This is a genomic window from Streptomyces sp. NPDC005496 (genome assembly GCF_042872045.1).
GTDB lineage: Bacteria > Actinomycetota > Actinomycetes > Streptomycetales > Streptomycetaceae > Streptomyces.
Genome location: NZ_JBIAJQ010000004.1, coordinates 346,209 through 361,035, shown reverse-complemented (window position 1 = coordinate 361,035; position 14,827 = coordinate 346,209). Strand labels below are relative to the sequence as shown.

Genomic DNA, 14,827 nt, shown 5'->3' with positions numbered 1-14,827 from the left:
CCCCGGACCGGTACCGCACGCGGAGGGGGACCGGGCAGGTGACGAACTCCTTCGGACGGCGGCCCCCGACCCGCCCGCGCGCCGCGCTCACCAGGTACGGCCGGCCTGGAGCAGCCGCTCCCGCACCAGGGCGACATGCGGATTGTCCGGCGCCCCGGGGCGCCGGACGAGGTACGCGGTGTTGATCGGCGGGTCCTCGGGCGAGAGGAGGGCCACCAGCGCCCCCGAGGCCAGCTCCTCCAGGCACAGATAGCGGGGGAGCACGCTGATCCCGGCACCGGCGGCCACCGCCGCCCGTACCCCGCGCAGGTCCGGTACCGTGACCGCCGCCTGCCCGCTGAGACGGACCCCGAAGACGTGCCGCCAGTACCGGCGCGCGATCGGCAGATCCTCCGCGTACGACACCAGCGGTACCCCGTGCAGGGCCGCCGCCCCCTCGGCCGCCACCCGCTCGGGACCGATGCGCTCGGCCCACGCGGGCGAGGCGACCAGCACGAACTCCTCGTCGCCCAGAGGCGCGGACGTCAGGGAGCGTCCGCGCGGCCTGGTCGTGGCGATCACCAGGTCGAAGCGGCCGCCGCGCAGCCCCTCCAGCAGTTCGTCGGTCAGCCCCGTGCTCACCCGCAGCCGTACGCCCCGGTCCGTCAGCGGGGCCAGCGCGGGCACGGCACGCGTGCACAGCAGCTCCGCCGGGCCCGCCAGATGCACCGGCTCGGGTGTCTGGTCCGCGCCGGGTCCGCCGCGCTCGGCGACCGCCGCCAGCGCGTCGAGGGGCGCCGCCACCTGCGCGGCCAGCTCGTCCGCCACCGCCGTGGGCACCACCCCGCGCGGCCGCCGCTCGAACAGCTCACGGCCGAGCTGCTCCTCCAGCGCGCGCATCTGTGTCGTCACCGTCGGCTGGGAGAGCCCGAGCAGGCGCGCCGCGCCGGTGAACGAACCGGCGCGGTGGACGGCGAGGAAGGTGCGCAGCTGGGAGAGGTCCAGCGGGGAGGCATCGGAATCCCTATGGGTCATGAGGACAACCCTAGTCTCCGCCTATCGGCCGGCTCCCGTCGTCACCGTCCGCTCCGCCGAGAGCCCGCCCCAGGTGCCGTCGGGCAGCTTCGCCCGGATCCGCACGCGGTGCACGGCCCCGGCCTCGCGTCCGACGTAGAAGCTGTGCGTCGCCCGCCCGGCCGGCGGGGTGCCGCCCCACACGAGCGAGGTCGCGGTGCGCCCGTCGAGCACGATCCGGTACTCCGTGATCACGCCGTCCGTCTCCGGGGGGTCCCAGGACAGGTCGATGTAGTACCCGCCGTCCGCGCGGTGGGTGGCGGCGCGGAAGGCCGTGGGCGCCGTCCCCCGGCCGTCGTCGCGGCCGGCGGCCGTGGTCAGCCGGACGGGCTCGCTGGGGGGCGAGACGTTGTCTGCGGCGTCACGCGCCCGCACGGTGAACGAGTACCGGGTCCCCGGGCGCAGTCCGGTGACCACGGCGGCCGTCTGCCCGCCGCCCACGCTGTGGATCTTCGAGGCGCCCTGGTAGATGTCGTACGAGGCGACACGCCGGTCGTCCGCCGACGCCTCCCAGGACAACTGGACCGCCCGGCCGCCGGCCACCTTGCCGTGAGGGCGGCCTGGGCGGGTCGGGGCGCGGCCGTCGGCGGTGCCCGCCGCGGGGGTCGTTGCGCGCACGCGCCTGCTGGGGGGTCCGGCGTCGCCGTCGGCGGTCCGCGCCCGGACCGTGAAGACGTAGGTGGTGGCGGGGGTGAGCCGGGTGACGTCCACCATGTGCTCCGTACCCGGCACCTCCTTCACCTTCCGGGTGCCGCGGTACACCTCGTACCGGTCGACCTCGGGATCGCCCGTGGCCAGGTTCCACATGACGTGCACGCTGGTCGCGCTGCCCGCCGCCGCCGTGACGCCCGCCGGGGCCGACGGCAGCCGGCCCCTCTCGTCCCCGTCCTGGCCGCCCCAGCCGCAGGACGCCACCAGGAGCAGCGAGCCGCAGATCACCGGAATGGGTGTGCGTCGCACGGCACTGCCTTCCCTCGGCGGGATTGGTCTGTACCTGTATGCCATGCCGGCGCGGCCACATCAAGGGGGCGGGTCGAGAAGGGGAGCCGTTCGCCGGGGCCGCGGGCGGCTCCGTATGCTGAACTCCGACACGGCGTGAACTCGCCTTCCATCCAAGGGAGTTCATGTCCAACGGCGCGGGCCGCTGTCGTCGCTGAATCCGCGCCGGAGAGGCCGGCCGAGCGGGCCGGGCCGACCAGGTCCGGCCTCTCGGCCGACCACCCCCGCGAGGCGGGCGTGTCGGCACCGCGCCATGCGCATCCGGGGCACGCGGTGCTCCCTCGCCGTGCACCGTCCGGACCCTCACCGGTGGCCGCTCTCGGTGACCCACCCCAGATTTGGGTGAGTGCCCGTCAGTGTCGCCCAGGAGAGGGTTCTTTATCGTGCGTGTCCAGTCGCTGACGTTGGCCGCGGCCGGCGCCGCCCTGCTCGCCCCCACCACGCTGCCGGCGAAGCCGCCGCCCGCCGTACCCGCCGCCGGGCCCCAGCGGCCCGCGGCGCGTGAGGAGTCCGTACGCGCCGGTGACCTGCTGGCCGAGGTGCGCGACTGCGCGCCGGTCTCCAGGGGCCGCTACCGCAGCGACGACGCCGCCCCGGCGGACATCCCGGTGTGCGGCAAGCGCGGAGCCGTGTTCTGGAAGAGCGACCTCGACATCGACTGCGACGGCCGCCCCGGCCCCCGCTGCAACGGGCGCACCGACCCGCTCTTCTCGTCCATGACCGCCTTCCAGCAGTCCGACGGACGCTATCTGAGTGCCGAGACCCTGCCCTACATCGTCGTACCGGCCCCCGGCCCCGTCTGGAACCACCGCGACCACGGGATCCGCGGCGGCTCCGTCGCCGCCGTCATCTACCGGGACCGCGTCCAGTACGCCGTCGTCGGCGACGTCGGGCCCCGCGACATCATCGGTGAGGCGTCCTACGCCGCCGCCCGCGGCCTCGGCATCCGCACCGACCCGCGGGGCGGCGGCGTGCCCTCGGGGGTCACCTACATCGTCTTCAAGGACTCGGTGGTGTCGCCGATCGAGGACCAGCGGGCCGCGGTCACCCGGGGGAAGGCGCTGGCGCGCAAGTTCCTCGACGCGAACCGGGACTGAGCGCCCGCCGACACCGCCGCCGGCCCACGCGGGACGCGGCGAGCCTCCGGCCCGAGGAGGGCCGGAGGCTCGCCGCCCGACTCCCGGCGCTCACTCCTTCCGGTACGCGTACGCCTCGGCCGCCGCGGCCTCCACCGCCGCGAGGTCCGCGCCCGCCGAGGCGGTGACGACGGCCGCGACCGCCCCCTCGACGAAGGGCGCGTCGACCAGCCGCGTGTTCTCCGGCAGCTCGTCGCCCTCCGCGAGCAGCGCCTTGACGGTGAGGACCGCGCTGCCCAGATCCATGAGGACGGCGACCCCGGCGCCCCGGTCCACGGAGGCCGCCGCCGCGGAGATCAGCTCCGAACTGGTGCCCAGGCCGCCGTCCGCGGTGCCGCCCGCGGGCGCCACCGGGGCGGTCGTGCCGCCGCCGGCCAAGCCCACCGCCAGCTCGGCGACCGAGGCGGCGACGGCGGCGCTGTGCGACACCAGGACGATCCCGACCAGCTTGTCGTCACTCACCGGACACCTCCGCGAGAGCGGCGAGGAGCAGGGCGGACGACGTGGCGCCCGGGTCCTGGTGCCCGATGCTGCGTTCGCCCAGGTAGCTGGCCCTGCCCTTGCGTGCCTGGAGCGGTGTCGTCGCCTCGGCGCCGTCGTTCGCGGCGGCCGCGGCCGCCGCGAAGGACTCCCCGAGGGCGTCCACGGCCGGCACCAGCGCGTCGATCATGGTCTTGTCGCCGGGCGCGGCTCCGCCCAGCGCCATGACCGCGTCCACCCCGGCCCGCAGCGCCTCCGCGAGCTGCTCCTCGGTGACCTCGGCGGCGTCCCCGAGCGCCTTGCCCGTACGGCGCAGCAGGGTGCCGTACAGCGGTCCGGACGCGCCGCCGACCGTCGAGATCAGCTGCCGGCCGGCGAGGGTCAGGACGGCGCCGGGGGTGTCCGGGGCGTCCTTGTCCAGCGTGGCCACCACGGCGGTGAAGCCGCGCTGGAGGTTGCTGCCGTGGTCGGCGTCGCCGATCGGTGAGTCCAGCGCGGTGAGCCGTTCGGCCTCGCGCTCCACGGAGGCGGCGGTGGCCGTCATCCAGCGTCGGAAGAAGTCGGCGTCGAGCACAAGGTCTCCTTGCGTGGTACGAACGTTGACCGGATGCCTGCCCCGCTCACATGCCCCAGCGCAGACCCGGGGTCTTCACCGGCGCGTCCCACAGGCGCAGCAGGTCCTCGTCCACCTGGCACAGGGTCACCGAGGCGCCCGCCATGTCCAGGGAGGTGACGTAGTTCCCGACGAGGGTGCGGGCCACGGCGACACCGCGTTCGGCCAGCACCCGCTGGACCTCCGCGTTGAAGCCGTACAGCTCCAGGAGCGGGGTCGCCCCCATGCCGTTGACCAGCACCAGCACGGGATTGCGCGGGTCGAGGTCCTCCAGGACGGCGTGCACCGAGAAGTCGGCGATCTCCCGCGAGGTCATCATCGCGCGCCGCTCCCGGCCGGGCTCGCCGTGGATTCCGACACCCAGCTCCAGCTCGCCGGGCGGCAGGTCGAAGGTGGGGCTGCCCTTGGCGGGCGTGGTGCACGCGGCCAGCGCCACCCCGAAGCTGCGGGAGCTCTCGTTCACCTGCCGGGCGATGGCCTCGACCCGCTCCAGCGGCGCGCCCTCCTCCGCGGCCGCTCCGGCGATCTTCTCGACGAAGAGGGTCGCGCCGGTGCCGCGCCGGCCGGCCGTGTACAGACTGTCGGTGACGGCGACGTCGTCGTTGACGAGGACCTTGGCGACCTGGATGCCCTCGTCCTCGGCCAGTTCGGCGGCCATGTCGAAGTTGAGCACGTCGCCCGTGTAGTTCTTCACGATGAACAGCACGCCCGCGCCGCTGTTCACGGCGGCCGCCGCCCGCAGCATCTGGTCCGGCACCGGCGAGGTGAAGACCTCGCCCGGACAGGCCGCCGACAGCATCCCCGGACCCACGAATCCGCCGTGCAGCGGTTCGTGCCCGGATCCGCCGCCCGAGATGAGCCCGACCTTTCCGGCCACCGGCGCGTCGCGCCGGACGATCACCCGGTTCTCCACGTCGACCGTCAGCTCCGGATGAGCCGCCGCCATGCCCCGCAGGGCGTCCGCGACCACTGTCTCCGCCACGTTGATGAGCATCTTCATGGGTACCTCCTGATGAGATCAGCCTCTTGCAGTATCGGCGCTCAGGAGGCGGTGGTCACGTGCGGCGCCGATCCGGACGGATCAGGCGGCGGGGCGGCGGGCCGGCGCGGGCACCGGAGAGGTGTCCGGAAAGCGCGGCGGGCCGGGATCCGGCCGCCCGTGGGGGCGGCCGGATCCCGGCCCGGTTCAGGGGGCGGAGAGGTGTCTCAGCCGAGCTTCTTCAGCAGTTCCGCGGCGAGCGGGGCGGAGGAGGACGGGTTCTGTCCGGTGACCAAATTGCGGTCGACCACCACGTGCGGTGCCCACGGCTCGCTCTCCTGGAAGTCCGCGCCCGCCTCGACCAGGCGGTCCTGGAGCAGCCACTTCGCCTTGCCGGCGAGTCCGGCCTGCGTCTCCTCCGCGTTGGTGAAGCCGGTCAGGCGGTATCCGGCGAAGGCGTTGCGGCCGTCCTCGCCCTGCGCGGCGAGCAGCGCGGCGGGGGCGTGGCAGACCACGCCGAGCGGCTTGCCCGACGTCAGCGCGAGGGTGAGGAGGCGTCCGGAGACCGCGTCGACCGCGAGGTCCTCCATCGGGCCGTGCCCGCCGGGGTAGAACACGGCCGCGTAGTCGTCGAGCCGCACGTCCTCCAGCCGGATCGGCTCGCGGAGCGCGTCCATCGAGTCCAGGGCCCCGGCGATCCTGTCGGCGTTGTCCTGTCCGCCGTTGGCCTCGGGCGCCAGGCTCGCCCGGTCCACGGTGGGGACGACCCCGCCGGGTGTGGCGACCACGATCTCGTGGCCCGCCGCCGTGAACGCCTCGTACGGGGCGACCGCTTCCTCGGCCCAGAAGCCGGTCGGGTGCTTGCTGCCGTCCGCCAGCGTCCAGTGGTCGGCGCCGGTCATCACAAAAAGAATCTTCGACATACCGCGACGGTAGGCCGTACGGCCCATAGGTGACCAATAGACATGCCATTCGCTGCCATAGGACTTCCAATGGGCCGGAGGGAATACGTGCGGGCCGCACCGACCGGCAAGGCGGGCCGCCTCCCGTCGGGGAAGGCCGTGCACTGCTCCCGGAACTACCCGCGTACGGCGGTGCGTTGCTCCAGGACGCGCAGCGCCCGTTCCGCCCAGGCGATGTTCTCCCGCTCGAACGAACGGCCCCGCATCAGCGTCAGATACGGCCCGACCCGTTCCGCCTCGGCGAGGTACGCGTCCTCGGTCCGCCCGTCGAGGAGGCGGGCGCGCAGCCGGTCGTAGCGGGCCAGCTTCGCGCGGGCCCCCTCCAGCCGCTCGGTGATCGACGCGCGTACGGCGTCGGGATCGCCCTCGTCCACCGCGTGCACCTTGACCAGGAGCTCGTCCCGGATGGCCGTGGGCCGGGGCGGGGCGCCGGTGAAATCGCGCAGGGCACGGCGCCCGGCGTCCGTCAGCGAGAACATCCGCTTGTCCGGCCGGCGCTCCTGGCGCACGAGCCGCGCCTCGATGAGCCCCTCGGCGGCCATGCGGTCGAGTTCCCGGTACAGCTGCTGGGGCGTCGCCATCCAGAAGTTGGCGATCGCCGCGTCGAACCCCTTGGCCAGGTCGTAGCCCGATGCCTCGCCGTCCAGAAGCGCGGCCAGGACCGCGTTGCGCAATGCCATGCCCGCAAGGCTAGATGTCCGGCCGCCGACGCGAGTAATCTCTTCCACACCTATTCAATTAGTTGACTATGAGAGGTGGGCGCGATGCATCCCTTCCGCAAGGCGGTGGAGGCCGGCGACCACGCCGCGATCGAGGCGCTGCTGGCCGAGAACGTGGTGTTCACCAGCCCGGTGGTGTTCAAGCCGTACACCGGCAGGGCGATCACCGCGGCCATCGTCCGCGGCGTCTCGCGCGTCTTCACCGACTTCCACTACGTCCGTGAGATCGGTGACGCCGACGGCGTCGACCACGCCCTGATCTTCCGGGCGAAGGTGGGCGACAAGGAGATCGAGGGCTGCGATTTCCTGCACCTCGACGAGGACGGAAGGATCGACGACTTCACGGTGATGGTCCGCCCGCTGTCGGCCGCCCAGGCCCTCCAGGAGGCGATGGCCGCGCAGTTCGAGCAGATCTCCCGGGAGGCGATGGGCGCCGCGGAGTGACGACGGCCGGCGGAGGCGGTGCCTCCGCCGGTCCGGACTACCGTCGCCGAAGCGGTGCGACGCCCGCCCCCTCGCTCCGGCTCGTCTTCCCCCGGAACGCCGGGTGGGCACCGAGCCGCCGCACATAACCCCGGAGGTGCTCGTACGGGGCGAGGGCGCCGGGAGCGTCGAGATGGACGAGGGCGGCCCAGAGGTCCACGTCCGCGGCACTCATCTCGTGGCCCAACACGTAGGGAGACGAGGCGAGTTGCCCGTTCAGTCGGTCCAGCGCGGCCGACCGGCGCCCTGGCCGGGCGTCCGGGGTGACCTCCGTGTCGAGGAGCTCGCGCAGGGCGTCGATGTCCGCCGCGTGGGCCGGCGGACGGAGGGCGGGGACCTGTGCCCCGGTGCGGTCCGCCAGGCCGGCCAGGTCGCGCAGGATGTCCGGCGTGTGGTTGCTGACCACACGTCCGGTCCACCGGTCGCACAGCGCGGGCACGGCGAGCGGGCCGTCGTAGTGGTGCCAGGTGGCCTCGTAGGCTCGGCGCAGGGAGGCGGAGCAGTCCGGGCCGCCAGGGGCAGCGGGGCCCGCGGGAAGGGTGGCGACGAAGTCCCCGAGGCCCAGCAGGTCGACGGTGACCGCGACGCGCAGCGAGCGCGGACAGTCCGGGGACAGGTACAGCTGATAGCGGTGCGGGGCCGGGTAGAAACCGCCGGCGAGACCGACGCCGATCCGGTTGTGGACGTGCTGCTGAGCGCCGGCCGAACCCGCGCCGCGGGGCCGGGGGAGCGCGTCGAGCGGCGCGGCCGCGCGGAAGGACGACGCACACCGGGCCGGGGCACCGGCGTCGGCGGACTCCGCGGGGGAGGACTGAGTGCCGGGTGTGTCCCCGACGCCGGAACAGGCGCCGGTGGGGTCGGTGGTTCCGGGCTCGGGCGTGCCGGTGCGGGGAGTGCTCGTGCTGGAGGCGTGCGACAGGGTCTCGGGCATGACTCTCCATGGGTGAGGAAGTCCCGGCCGCCTCGTGGGCGCCGTGACGAAACGGAGTGACCGCGCTTCTCTCGTACCGGTCCGGGATCGCCGGAACCGGGACCTGTCCGGCCTCTCCCGTCCGCCTCGCGACGTCAGGCACGCTCGCTCGCGCGCCGGGCGCGGGCCCGCGTACGTGCGGTGCCGGGCTCGTCGCCGGGCACGCCGGGAGCGCGGACCCGAGTATGCGAAGGTGCCTCGCGGGCAGCGACGCGGAGGGCCGGACGGTCCTTAGTACGCGCTGGAGACACGCAGCAGATCGATGTGCAGGCGCCTCGTCAAGTCGTTCCTGGGCATTCCCACCGGTCCACGCTCGGGGCTCGCGAGACGCGAGACCACGCTTGTCCCGCCGCACCGGCGGAACCCGGTCGTCACCCGGGGCACCCCGTCGCGGTGGAAGGGTTGCCTGCCAGCGGGCCGGGGCCGATGACCGTACGAGCACGAACACTCGCGGGGCGCTGACAATCGTGACCGTCCTCAGCAGTGTCGCCGCGCCCCGGGGGAGCGTCAAGAAGGCGTCCGCGCCGTCTCACGACGTGGTCGGCGGCATGCCCGACTCCCGCGGCGCGGCGTACAGTTCGGCGGAACAAAGGGCGCGGCCGCTTGGTTGCCGCTCTGGAGGGCACCGAGTGCGGAGGCGGAGGTGGGAGCGATGGGAGTCGCGTCGCCCGCGTTCCGCCGTCCCGTGGTGACGTTCACCCCACGCGGCTGTGTCCGCCTGTACTCCCGGCCGCACATCGACCTGCTGCGCGTGGCCGGCGCGCTCTGTCGTCCCTGACCGTGCACCCGCGCCGCCGCCCCCACCGGACGAGGGCCGGCGATCTCCCATGGTCGACCAGGAAGGCACCCCTCCGTGTCCCCGAACTCCCCGCTGCACCTCGCCGTCGCGCTCGACGGCGCGGGCTGGCACCCGGCCGCCTGGCGCGAGCCCGAGGCCCGCCCCCAGGAGCTGTTCACCGCCCGCTACTGGGCCGATCTCGTCACCGAGGCCGAACACGGCCTGCTCGACTTCGTCACCATCGAGGACTCCCTCGGACTCCAGTCCTCCCTCCCCGCCGGCCCCGACGCACGTACCGACCAGGTGCGCGGCCGGCTCGACGCGGTGCTCGTCGCAGCCCGCGTCGCCCCGCTGACCCGGCACATCGGACTGGTCCCCACCGTCGTCGCCACACACACCGAGCCGTTCCACATCTCGAAGGCCGTCGCCACCCTGGACTACGTCAGCAACGGCCGCGCGGGCCTGCGCGTCCAGGTGTCGGCCCGGCCGGACGAGGCCGCCCACTTCGGCCGCCGTACGGTCCCCGGCCTCCCCGCCGAGGTACCCGGCACGGCCGCCGCCCCGGATCAGGCCGCCGAGCTCTTCGAGGAGGCCGCCGACTACGTCGAGGCCGTGCGCCGCCTCTGGGACAGCTGGGAGGACGACGCGGAGATCCGCGACACCGCCACCGGCCGCTTCATCGACCGCGACAAGCTGCACTACATCGACTTCGAGAGCAGGCACTTCAGCGTCAAGGGGCCCTCGATCACCCCCCGGCCCCCGCAGGGCCAGCCCCTCGTCGGCGCACTCGCCCACCAGACCCCCTCGGGCGCCCCGTTCCGTCTGCTCGCCGGCTCCGCCGACCTCGGATTTCTCACCCCGCACGACAGCGGCCAGGCCCGCGACCTCGTCGCCGCCGTCCGCACCGCCCGGGCCGCCGGCGGACGCGCCGAGGAGCCGCTCCACCTCTTCGGCGACCTCCTGGTCTTCCTCGACGAGGACCCGGCCGCGGCGGCCGCCCGCCGCGACCGCCTGGACGACCTGGCGGGACACCCGTACACCGGTGACGCACCCGTCTTCACCGGGACGCCCGCACAACTGGCCGACCTGCTGACGGAGTTGAGCGAGGCCGGACTGTCCGGCTTCCGGCTGCGGCCCGCCGTCGCCGGTCACGACCTCCCGGCGATCACCCGGGGCCTGGTGCCCGAACTCCAGCGCCGCGAGGTGTTCCGGCACGCGTACGAGAGCGACACCCTGCGCGGCCTGCTCGGCCTCGCCCGCCCCGCGAACCGCTACGCCACCGCCTGAGCCCGAGGACTTCCAGCCATGAGCAAGCCGTTGACCACGTCGTCCGACAAGCCGCTGAAGCAGATCCACCTCGCGGCCCACTTCCCCGGAGTCAACAACACCACCGTGTGGAGCGACCCCGCGGCGGGGAGCCACATCGAGTTCGATTCGTTCGCGCACTTCGCGCGGACCGCCGAACGCGCCAAGTTCGACTTCCTGTTCCTCGCCGAGGGGCTCAGGCTGCGCGAACAGGGCGGACGCATCTACGACCTGGACGTCGTGGGCCGCCCCGACACCTTCACCGTCCTGTCGGCCCTCGCCGCCGTCACCGACCGCCTCGGCCTGACCGGCACCATCAACTCCACCTTCAACGAACCCTACGAAGTGGCCCGGCAGTTCGCGAGCCTCGACCACCTCTCCGACGGGCGGGCCGCCTGGAACGTCGTCACCTCCTGGGACGCCTTCACCGGGGAGAACTTCCGCCGCGGCGGCTTCCTCCCGCAGGAGGAGCGGTACTCCAGGGCCAGGGAGTTCCTTGCGACCGCCCACGAACTCTTCGACTCCTGGCACGGGGATGAGATCGCCGCCGACCAGCAGAGCGGCACCTTCCTGCGGGACGCGCGCGCCGGCGCCTTCGCGCACCGGGGGCAGCACTTCGACATCCAGGGCCGGTTCAACGTCCCGCGCAGTCCGCAGGGGCGCCCCGTGATCTTCCAGGCCGGCGACTCCGAGGAGGGGCGGGAGTTCGCCGCCGCCGACGCGGACGCCATTTTCAGCCGGCACAGCACCCTGCAGGCGGGCCGCGCGTTCTACAGCGACGTCAAGGGACGCCTGGCCCGCCACGGCCGCACCCACGACCAGCTGCTGATCCTGCCCGCCGCGACCTTCGTCCTCGGCGACACGGACGCCGAGGCGGAGGAGATCGCCCACGAGGTGCGCCGCCTCCAGGTCAGCGGAGCGACCGCGATCAAGCACCTGGAGTTCGTCTGGAACCGCGACCTGTCCGGGTACGACCCCGACGGCCCGCTGCCCGACATCGACCCCGACCCCGGCGAGCACACCGTCGCCCGGGGCCGCGCCCAGGTGCGGATGTACCGCGACCCGGTCGCCACCGCCAGGGAGTGGCGCGAGCTCGCCGCCGCGAACAAGTGGTCCATCCGCGACCTCGTCATCGAGACCGGCAACCGCCAGACCTTCATCGGCTCCCCGGCCACGGTCGCCGAGTCCATCGACTCCCTGGTCCAGGCGGACGCCGCCGACGGCTTCATCCTGGTCCCGCACATCACGCCCGGCGGACTCGACCCCTTCGCCGACCGGGTCGTACCCCTCCTCCAGGAACGCGGCGTCTTCCGGCACGACTACACGGGCACGACCCTGCGCGACCACCTCGGCCTGGCCGAGCCCGCCGCCCGGCGCTCCGACGCGGAGGCGGACCGCGTGGCGTCCTGACGCCGGACAGGTCGCCGTGCTAGGGCCTGTCTGACAATTCCCGTCTGCCTCGCGACGCCATGCACGCACTCTCGCCGCACCGGGCGCAGACCCAAGTACGTCCAGTACGAGGCTCTACGCCCGGCACGCCGAGAGCACGCACCTGACGCCGCGAGGCCGCCCTCCGGGCGACGACGGGAATTGTCAGACAGGCCCTAGTCCAGCAACTCCCGGACCAGCGCGGCGACCTGCGCCACCTCGATGAGGAAACCGTCGTGGCCGTACGGCGAGACGACCGTGCGCAGGCCGTCCGCCGTGCCGATCCCGGCCACCAACTCGGCCTGCTGGTACGGGGGATAGAGACGGTCGGAGTCGACCGCGGCGACGAGCGTCCGAGCGGTCACCCGGCGGAGCGCGGCGCGCGTACCGCCGCGGCCCCGGCCGACGTCGTGACTGTTCATGGCCTCGGCCAGCGCGACATAGCTCCCCGCGTCGAAGCGGCGCACCAGCTTGGCGGCATGGTGGTCCAGATACGACTCCACCCGGTACCGGCCGCCGCGCCACGGGTCCTCCGCGTCCTGCGGAGCACGCCCGAAGCGGGCCCGCAGCTCCGGCTCGCTGCGATAGGTGACGTGGGCGAGACGGCGCGCCAGGCCGAGCCCCGCGTGCGGACCGCCACCGGGCCCGGCGTCGTGGTAGTCGCCGCCGCGCCACCCCGGGTCGGCGCGGACCGCGTGGACCTGGGCCGCGGCCCACGCGATCTGTTCGGCGCTCGCCGCGGCCGTGGTCGCCAGCAGCAGGAGCGCCGCCGAGCGCTCCGGATACGACACGGCCCACTCCAGGGCACGCATCCCGCCCATCGAGCCGCCGATGACCAGGGCCCACCTGCCGATGCCCAGCGCGTCCGCCAAGTCGGCCTCGGCGGCCACCTGGTCACGCTGCGTCAGAAACGGGAAGGCGCCGCCCCAGCGCCGTCCGTCGGGCCGCCGGGAGGACGGACCCGTACTGCCCTGGCAGCCGCCGAGCACGTTCGGGGCGACGACGAACCAGCGGTCGGTGTCGAGAGCCCGGCCGGGGCCCACCAGCCCGTCCCACCAGCCCGGCGTCGGATGGCCGGGACCGGCGGGACCGGCCACGTGGCTGTCGCCGGTGAGCGCGTGCAGCACCAGCACCGCGTTGGACCGGTCCGGCGCGAGCCGACCCCAGGTCTCGAACGCCAGGCGCACCCCGGGCAGTTCACCGCCCGCCTCCAGGGGCAGCGGCCTCTCCCGGACGTGCCAGTGGCGCCGCCCGGGCGGGTCCCCCTCCCGCCAGGCACCCGAGGCAGGCGGGAGGGGGAGCGGAGACGTCGTCGGTACGGTGCTCAGGACGCGCCCTTCGCCGCCCGGAAGCCGGCCTCCAGGTCCGCCTTCAGATCCGCGAGGTTCTCGATGCCGACCGACAGGCGCACCAGCCCCGGCGAGGTCCCGGTGGCGGCCAGGCCCTCCTCGTCGAGCTGGCTGTGCGTCGTGGACGCCGGATGGATGATGAGGCTGCGTACGTCACCGATGTTGGCGAGGTGGCTGAACAGTTCGACCGCGTCCACGAACCGCTTCCCCGCCTCGACGCCGTCCCGCAGTTCGAAGGCCAGCACCGCGCCCGCACCGCGCGGCAGGTACCGCTGCGCGGCCTCGTGCCAGCGGTTGGACGCGAGCCCCGGATAGTGGACGGCCGCGACCTCGTCGCGCTGCTCCAGCCATTCGGCCAGGGCCTGGGCGTTGGCCGAGTGCCGCTCGATGCGCAGACTGAGCGTCTCCACGCCCTGGAGGAGCAGGAACGCGGAGTGCGGGGACAGCGCGGGGCCGAGGTCACGCAGCAGCTGTACCCGCAGTTTGACGGCGAAGGCTCCCGGGCCGAGCGCGGGCCAGTACCGCAGCCCGTGGTAGCTGGGGTCGGGCTCGCTGAAGTCCGGGAAGCGGTCGGCGTGCGCGCCGAAGTCGAAGGTGCCGCCGTCCACGACGACACCGGCGATGGTCGTCCCGTGCCCGCCGAGGAACTTGGTCGCCGAGTGGACGACGATGTCGGCGCCGTGCTCGATCGGCCGCAGCAGGTACGGCGTGGGCACGGTGTTGTCCACGATCAGCGGGAGGCCCGCCGCGTGGGCGACGTCCGCGACGGCCCGGACGTCGAGGACGTTGCCGCGCGGATTGCCCAGCGTCTCCGCGAACAGGGCCTTGGTGGTGGGCCGGATCGCCGCCCGCCACGCCTCGGGGTCGTCCGGGTCGTCGACGAAGGACACCTCGATGCCGAACTTCGGCAGGGTGTGGCGGAAGAGGTTGTACGTGCCGCCGTACAGGGACGTGCTGGAGACGATGTGGTCGCCGGCGCTCGCCAGGGTCAGGATCGCCAGGGTCTCCGCCGCCTGCCCGGAGGCGAGGGCCACGGCGGCGACACCGCCCTCCAGCGCCGCGACGCGCTGCTCGAAGACGTCCTGCGTGGGGTTGTGGATGCGCGTGTAGATGTTGCCGGGCTCGGCGAGGGAGAACAGGTCCGCGGCGTGCCGGGTGTCGCGGAAGACGAACGAGCTGGTCTGGTAGATGGGCACCGCCCGCGCCCCGGTCGTCGGGTCCGGCACGGCACCGGCGTGGACCTGCTTCGTCTCGAACGACCAGGCCGAGGTGTCGGGCCCGGCGGGTTCCTCCTCGGGGGTGTGACCTGCGGTGACGGAGTCGATCGGCTGGCTCATGGTTCTCCCTGGTGCGGTGTGCGAGGGCGCGCGAGTGGGCGAGGGCGTGGCGTGGCGGCAGCCGTCGGGGGCGCGCCACGGGGGCGGAGCGGACGGGTACCGGACAGCGCTTCGGGCGCCGATTCCTGGCGGGCTCAGTCGACGCCGGGACACCCGGTGGTGGTGACGCGCGCGTGGTCGACGTACCGGCGGGTCACGAGGACGGTCGGGCGGCCGGTGCCCGGGCGTCGGAGAGC

At 73.8% G+C, this 14,827-nt stretch carries 15 protein-coding genes and 1 riboswitch; of the genes, 5 read left to right on the top strand and 10 right to left on the bottom strand.

The genetic code is table 11. From position 1 onward, the window contains the following. Positions 1 to 87 precede the first annotated feature (87 nt). Positions 88 to 1,014 carry a LysR family transcriptional regulator gene (locus tag ACFYQQ_RS14080; RefSeq protein WP_356165533.1) on the bottom strand — a complete coding sequence of 309 codons (927 nt, stop codon included), beginning with the start codon at positions 1,012 to 1,014 and terminating at the stop codon, positions 88 to 90. A 21-nt stretch (positions 1,015 to 1,035) separates the two neighbouring features. Next, positions 1,036 to 2,013 carry a fibronectin type III domain-containing protein gene (locus ACFYQQ_RS14075; RefSeq protein WP_356238365.1) on the bottom strand — a complete coding sequence of 326 codons (978 nt, stop codon included), beginning with the start codon at positions 2,011 to 2,013 and terminating at the stop codon, positions 1,036 to 1,038. A gap of 422 nt (positions 2,014 to 2,435) precedes the next feature. Between ACFYQQ_RS14075 and ACFYQQ_RS14070 the strand changes: the two genes are divergently transcribed. Continuing rightward, on the top strand, positions 2,436 to 3,149 hold the full coding sequence (locus ACFYQQ_RS14070) for a glycoside hydrolase family 75 protein (protein ID WP_356165527.1): 714 nt from the start codon (positions 2,436 to 2,438) through the stop codon (positions 3,147 to 3,149). Between the two features lie 90 nt (positions 3,150 to 3,239). On the opposite strand, the gene ACFYQQ_RS14065 is transcribed toward ACFYQQ_RS14070, so the two are convergent. The 5 genes from ACFYQQ_RS14065 to ACFYQQ_RS14045 form a co-directional block, all read right to left on the bottom strand. Continuing rightward, the gene (locus ACFYQQ_RS14065; RefSeq protein ID WP_356165524.1) at positions 3,240 to 3,650 is read right to left on the bottom strand and encodes a PTS fructose transporter subunit IIA; all 411 of its coding nucleotides are present in this window, start codon (positions 3,648 to 3,650) and stop codon (positions 3,240 to 3,242) included. Next, complete coding sequence (gene dhaL / locus ACFYQQ_RS14060; protein WP_356165522.1) at positions 3,643 to 4,242, bottom strand: dihydroxyacetone kinase subunit DhaL; 600 nt, start codon at positions 4,240 to 4,242, stop codon at positions 3,643 to 3,645. The genes ACFYQQ_RS14065 and dhaL overlap by 8 nt, the downstream gene beginning before the upstream one ends. A gap of 46 nt (positions 4,243 to 4,288) precedes the next feature. Beyond that, a complete protein-coding gene (gene dhaK / locus ACFYQQ_RS14055) occupies positions 4,289 to 5,281 on the bottom strand; it encodes a dihydroxyacetone kinase subunit DhaK (RefSeq protein ID WP_356165520.1) in 993 nt (330 codons plus the stop codon). Between the two features lie 206 nt (positions 5,282 to 5,487). Further along, positions 5,488 to 6,183 (bottom strand): type 1 glutamine amidotransferase domain-containing protein, encoded by a 696-nt coding sequence (locus ACFYQQ_RS14050; RefSeq protein ID WP_388904616.1) that lies wholly within the window; start codon positions 6,181 to 6,183, stop codon positions 5,488 to 5,490. A gap of 155 nt (positions 6,184 to 6,338) precedes the next feature. Continuing rightward, positions 6,339 to 6,902, bottom strand: coding sequence for a PadR family transcriptional regulator (locus tag ACFYQQ_RS14045; protein ID WP_355794558.1), 564 nt, complete (start codon positions 6,900 to 6,902; stop codon positions 6,339 to 6,341). Between the two features lie 84 nt (positions 6,903 to 6,986). On the opposite strand from ACFYQQ_RS14045, the gene ACFYQQ_RS14040 reads away from it, so the two are divergent. Continuing rightward, the gene (locus tag ACFYQQ_RS14040; protein ID WP_355794560.1) at positions 6,987 to 7,385 is read left to right on the top strand and encodes a nuclear transport factor 2 family protein; all 399 of its coding nucleotides are present in this window, start codon (positions 6,987 to 6,989) and stop codon (positions 7,383 to 7,385) included. Positions 7,386 to 7,422: 37 nt separating this feature from the next. Here the strand turns inward: ACFYQQ_RS14040 and ACFYQQ_RS14035 are convergent, their stop codons facing one another. After that, complete coding sequence (locus tag ACFYQQ_RS14035; RefSeq protein ID WP_388904613.1) at positions 7,423 to 8,355, bottom strand: glutathione S-transferase family protein; 933 nt, start codon at positions 8,353 to 8,355, stop codon at positions 7,423 to 7,425. Between the two features lie 371 nt (positions 8,356 to 8,726). Further along, positions 8,727 to 8,867: riboswitch (SAM riboswitch) on the bottom strand. 179 nt (positions 8,868 to 9,046) lie between these two features. Between ACFYQQ_RS14035 and ACFYQQ_RS14030 the strand changes: the two genes are divergently transcribed. The 3 genes from ACFYQQ_RS14030 (at position 9,047) to ACFYQQ_RS14020 (ending at position 11,887) form a co-directional block, all read left to right on the top strand. Then, entirely contained in the window at positions 9,047 to 9,172 is a 126-nt protein-coding gene (locus ACFYQQ_RS14030; protein WP_355791358.1) for a putative leader peptide, read from the top strand. Between the two features lie 75 nt (positions 9,173 to 9,247). Beyond that, on the top strand, positions 9,248 to 10,459 hold the full coding sequence (locus ACFYQQ_RS14025; protein WP_355791355.1) for an LLM class flavin-dependent oxidoreductase: 1,212 nt from the start codon (positions 9,248 to 9,250) through the stop codon (positions 10,457 to 10,459). 18 nt (positions 10,460 to 10,477) lie between these two features. Next, positions 10,478 to 11,887 (top strand): NtaA/DmoA family FMN-dependent monooxygenase, encoded by a 1,410-nt coding sequence (locus ACFYQQ_RS14020; protein WP_355791352.1) that lies wholly within the window; start codon positions 10,478 to 10,480, stop codon positions 11,885 to 11,887. Positions 11,888 to 12,081: 194 nt separating this feature from the next. Here the strand turns inward: ACFYQQ_RS14020 and ACFYQQ_RS14015 are convergent, their stop codons facing one another. Then, a complete protein-coding gene (locus ACFYQQ_RS14015) occupies positions 12,082 to 13,233 on the bottom strand; it encodes a homoserine O-acetyltransferase (protein ID WP_388904780.1) in 1,152 nt (383 codons plus the stop codon). After that, positions 13,230 to 14,591, bottom strand: a complete 1,362-nt coding sequence (locus tag ACFYQQ_RS14010) for a bifunctional o-acetylhomoserine/o-acetylserine sulfhydrylase (protein WP_355795031.1) — start codon at positions 14,589 to 14,591, stop codon at positions 13,230 to 13,232. The genes ACFYQQ_RS14015 and ACFYQQ_RS14010 overlap by 4 nt, the downstream gene beginning before the upstream one ends. Between the last annotated feature and the right edge of the window lie 236 nt (positions 14,592 to 14,827).